Genomic DNA, 3,350 nt, shown 5'->3' with positions numbered 1-3,350 from the left:
AAGAGACTGAACATCAACTTCCGATTTGGGCCGACGAAATGGAGATGGCCCCTTAGACTTCCGGCCAGAAATCATCAGCCATCATCTGCTCGAAGGACCACGGGCAAGTGGCAGGAAAGGTAGCTTTGGGCAGACCAGTCTCCACATACGCTTCGCCGCGCGCGTCGATGTAAGCGTCGGCAAAAGCCTCTGGCAGCTTTGATTTTAGGCTAGGGTTGTCGGCCAAGTGGCGCGTGATCGCACGCCGCTGGGTGCCGATTGTAACTTCCCATGAAGCCCCGCGCCGGGCGGGCTGGTGCTGCCACTTGAGCAGGTGTGCGAGCAGGACCGTGAGGCGGTTTACAAGTTCGCGCTTCTCGGTTTTGCCCATGCTCTCGATTTCCTCGGCGATGTGTTCAATGTCGGCCTGTGTCAGCTTCCCAGCGCGCAGAAGCCCGGCCTGTTCATTCGCCCAGGCGTAGAAATCTTGGTCGTAGAGATTGGCGCTCATGCTGGCTCCGGGCGTAGTTGAATGACCTCAGCCTTGTAGCGTTCGACGGCCTCGCCGTGGTTGTCGATCTTTCCCCGGAACGCGCCTTCCGGCGTCACGGCGATGATCTTAGTGCGGCCTTTCTTCACCCGATTGATCGCCCCAACCCGCTCAAGGAGCGTGAGGGTGCGCGTCATGTCGCCTTTGTCGACGCCACGCAGTTCAGCCAGATCGGCGGCAATTTTGGTGCAGACGTAGGACTGCCATTCGAGGTGCCGGGTGATGAGCAGAAGGGTTGCAAGGGCAGCGTCCCGTTCTGCTGGGGTGGCGTTTGTTGCCATCAGGCGGGCCTGTACGGCGTCGATGTACTGGTGTCCAAGGCTCACGTTACCGCCTCCAAAGAAGTCAAACTCTAGCTGAACTGGGCGTTCGGCCATAGCTTTTAAGCCATGGCCGAGCAGCCTTGCTTGTGCTGCGCGGGCTGGATCGCGCTCGCCAAGCGCCGCCTGGTCAACGAGGAGAGCGGCCTGGCCGTAGGTTCCGCGGCGGCGAAGCTGGCGTGCGGTCAGATCCTCGACCGGCGCGGCCGGGCGTGGGCGGGCTTGGTTACCGGCCAAAACCTCGGCCAAGGTTCGAGAAGGGGCACCTGCTCTCCGGTTGGCCTCCTGCACGGTCTGGGCGAGGCGGATATCGTCGTCTGAGTATCCCCGGCGGCGCAATTCGGCGGCGGTTATGGCCATGGGCGCGACTCCTGATAGTTGGCTGGTAGCCAACCATAGTTGGCTGGTAGCCAACTATTGTCAAACGATTTTCCGCCGCAATCCGGCAGAAACCCTAGGTTTTTTTCCGAAATCGTCCGGCGGTATCCTTATCCTAAGAAGATTTAGAAGAAAGAAGCGGAAAATCGCTTTGCGATTTGCCCATGATTGGCGGCCCTGACGGGCCGCGCTGGTGGGGGTGTCAGGGGCCTAAGAAAGCCGCCTGAGATGGCTGTCAGGCCGGCAAGTGGCTCAGGGGGACGATGGGGAACGGTCTGGGGCCTACTCGACCGTCTGGGGCGGCTCTGAGGGCGGCTGGTTGACGCCAAGGGGTTCAGGAGAGGGGGAAGGGACCAGCCAGCCCTCAAACGCCTTCCGATCCTGTTCACGGACCATCCGGGCCATGAGAGCCGTGATCACCTTGGAGAAGCGGTCATCCTTCCCAGCGGCATCGATCAGCAGGCCTCCAAGGATGACCTTACGACGGGTTTCCAGCCTGCGGGCCTTCTGGTTCGCCCGTGCTTCCAGATCGGCAAGCCTTGCCTTGGCCTGTGCCGCCCGCTTCCGGGCCGCCTCAATCTTGGCTTCGAGATCACCGGCCATCAGTAACCGACCCCTTTGCTGCTCTTCGCGGGTAAATTTGTAGGTGCCCAGAAGTTATCCGAATTGGCTTGAATGGCGGATTGGCAATTACCGCTGTTCTTCGCCTCTTTGGCAGGCATGGCAGAGCATTTTTTGAGTGTTGCCTGTAGCGCATGCGGATGTTTTTTGAACCATGCGACTGAGTGTGCGTGCGAGCATCCTGAGAGGCTTGCAGCAAGGATAATACCGACAGCAACTCGACGCATTTGCTTCTCCTTTTGGCGTGAAACCTTGTGGTAGCGTAGCGGGGTTGACGATGGAGGTCGATGGGTGTGACACTTCGAACGGTAGTGAGAAGTGCGCACTTATGCAAACCCTGCGGGTTTGCGTGCGATCCCTCGCCGAGACAGGCAAGAAAGGAAGCGTTGGCGGCTGTGGCGATCTATCATCTCTCGGTCAAGACGGTGAGCCGTTCGAGCGGTCGCAGCGCGGTTGCCGCTGCTGCCTACCGCTCCGGCATCCGTCTTGCCTGCGAGCGCGATGGCCGGATGCACGATTACACCCGCAAACGTGGCGTGGTGGAATCATTCATTGTCGCGCCTGCCGGTGCCGAGGCTTGGGCCTTGGACCGCTCGGCCCTGTGGAACCGGGCCGAGGCTGCGGAGACGCGGAAAAACAGCACGGTGGCGCGCGAATATGAGCTTGCCCTCCCCGCCGAGCTTCCCGAGGGGGAGCGGGTGGCGCTGGCCCGGCGGTTCGCGGAGACGGTGGTTGAGCGGTTTGGCGTGGTTGCTGACGTGGCGCTGCACGAGCCGCATCGTGAGGGCGACCAGCGGAACTGGCACGCCCACATCCTGACCACGACGCGGGTGGCGAACGAGAACGGGCTGGGAGACAAGACCCGTGAGCTTGATGGCCGGACGACCGGCCCGGCGCTGGTGGAGGGGCTACGTGAGGCCTGGGCTGAGCAAGTCAACGCGGCCCTGGAACGGGCACGGGTGACGGCGCGGGTGGATCATCGCAGCTTTGCCAGGCGGGACGCCGAACGCGGGCTCGACCCTCGTGACCGGTTTAGGCCGCCCGGTGTTCACCTTGGCCCCGGTGCCATGGCGATCGAGCGCCGGGCGGCCCGTGAGCGGATGCGGGGCCTGTCGGATGATGCCGGGGTGATGGCGCGCCACCGGGCCAAGCAGTTGCGGGGTGCCAGTCGCCGGGACGCGATGCGAGAGGAGCGGAGCGAGCGTCATCTTGAGGGCCCGAAGTAACGAAACGCCCTGCGCTGTAGCATAAGCGGACAAAGTGGGAACGTTGACTGGTTGGGATGGAGGTTTTCTGCGGGTTTGAGCGGAGAGCGCGGTTCTGAGGCCGGAACCGCGCGATGACGGAAAACACCTGTTTTCCGTCGGTGGTCCGAGACCTGCCGAAAAGTCCCAGATTTTGTGCCGAATCATGTACGGAAAACATAGTCGGAATGGCATGATATACGGAAACCGTCTCGAAGGGGATTTCCGTACATGCTGATCGGCTACATGCGCGTCTCG

At 61.8% G+C, this 3,350-nt stretch carries 5 protein-coding genes; 1 reads left to right on the top strand and 4 read right to left on the bottom strand.

The window, feature by feature from the left end; translation table 11 throughout:
• Nucleotides 1-52: 52 nt before the first annotated feature.
• From RT91_RS19130 to RT91_RS23090, 4 genes are all read right to left on the bottom strand, one after another.
• On the bottom strand, nt 53-490 hold the full coding sequence (locus RT91_RS19130) for a DUF29 domain-containing protein (protein WP_035189385.1): 438 nt from the start codon (nt 488-490) through the stop codon (nt 53-55).
• Nucleotides 487-1,209 (bottom strand): hypothetical protein, encoded by a 723-nt coding sequence (locus RT91_RS19125; RefSeq protein WP_035189384.1) that lies wholly within the window; start codon nt 1,207-1,209, stop codon nt 487-489. The genes RT91_RS19130 and RT91_RS19125 overlap by 4 nt, the downstream gene beginning before the upstream one ends.
• 300 nt (nt 1,210-1,509) lie before the next feature.
• Nucleotides 1,510-1,830 (bottom strand): mobilization protein, encoded by a 321-nt coding sequence (locus tag RT91_RS19120; RefSeq protein ID WP_051788391.1) that lies wholly within the window; start codon nt 1,828-1,830, stop codon nt 1,510-1,512.
• Nucleotides 1,830-2,075 carry an EexN family lipoprotein gene (locus tag RT91_RS23090; protein WP_152982885.1) on the bottom strand — a complete coding sequence of 82 codons (246 nt, stop codon included), beginning with the start codon at nt 2,073-2,075 and terminating at the stop codon, nt 1,830-1,832. The genes RT91_RS19120 and RT91_RS23090 overlap by 1 nt, the downstream gene beginning before the upstream one ends.
• A gap of 168 nt (nt 2,076-2,243) precedes the next feature.
• Between RT91_RS23090 and mobQ the strand changes: the two genes are divergently transcribed.
• A complete protein-coding gene (mobQ, locus tag RT91_RS19115) occupies nt 2,244-3,074 on the top strand; it encodes a MobQ family relaxase (protein WP_055726040.1) in 831 nt (276 codons plus the stop codon).
• Nucleotides 3,075-3,350 lie beyond the last annotated feature (276 nt).

This window comes from Acidiphilium sp. JA12-A1, from assembly GCF_000724705.2.
In the GTDB taxonomy this organism is placed as follows: domain Bacteria; phylum Pseudomonadota; class Alphaproteobacteria; order Acetobacterales; family Acetobacteraceae; genus Acidiphilium; species Acidiphilium multivorum.
This window is presented reverse-complemented; position numbering and strand designations above follow the sequence as displayed.

Bases quoted from the DNA above. Each gene is read 5' to 3' on its own strand.
- RT91_RS19130 (WP_035189385.1), bottom strand. From the start codon at position 490: ATGAGCGCCAATCTCTACGACCAAGATTTCTACGCCTGGGCGAATGAA.
- RT91_RS19125 (WP_035189384.1), bottom strand. From the start codon at position 1,209: ATGGCCATAACCGCCGCCGAATTGCGCCGCCGGGGATACTCAGACGAC.
- RT91_RS19120 (WP_051788391.1), bottom strand. From the start codon at position 1,830: ATGGCCGGTGATCTCGAAGCCAAGATTGAGGCGGCCCGGAAGCGGGCG.
- RT91_RS23090 (WP_152982885.1), bottom strand. From the start codon at position 2,075: ATGCGTCGAGTTGCTGTCGGTATTATCCTTGCTGCAAGCCTCTCAGGA.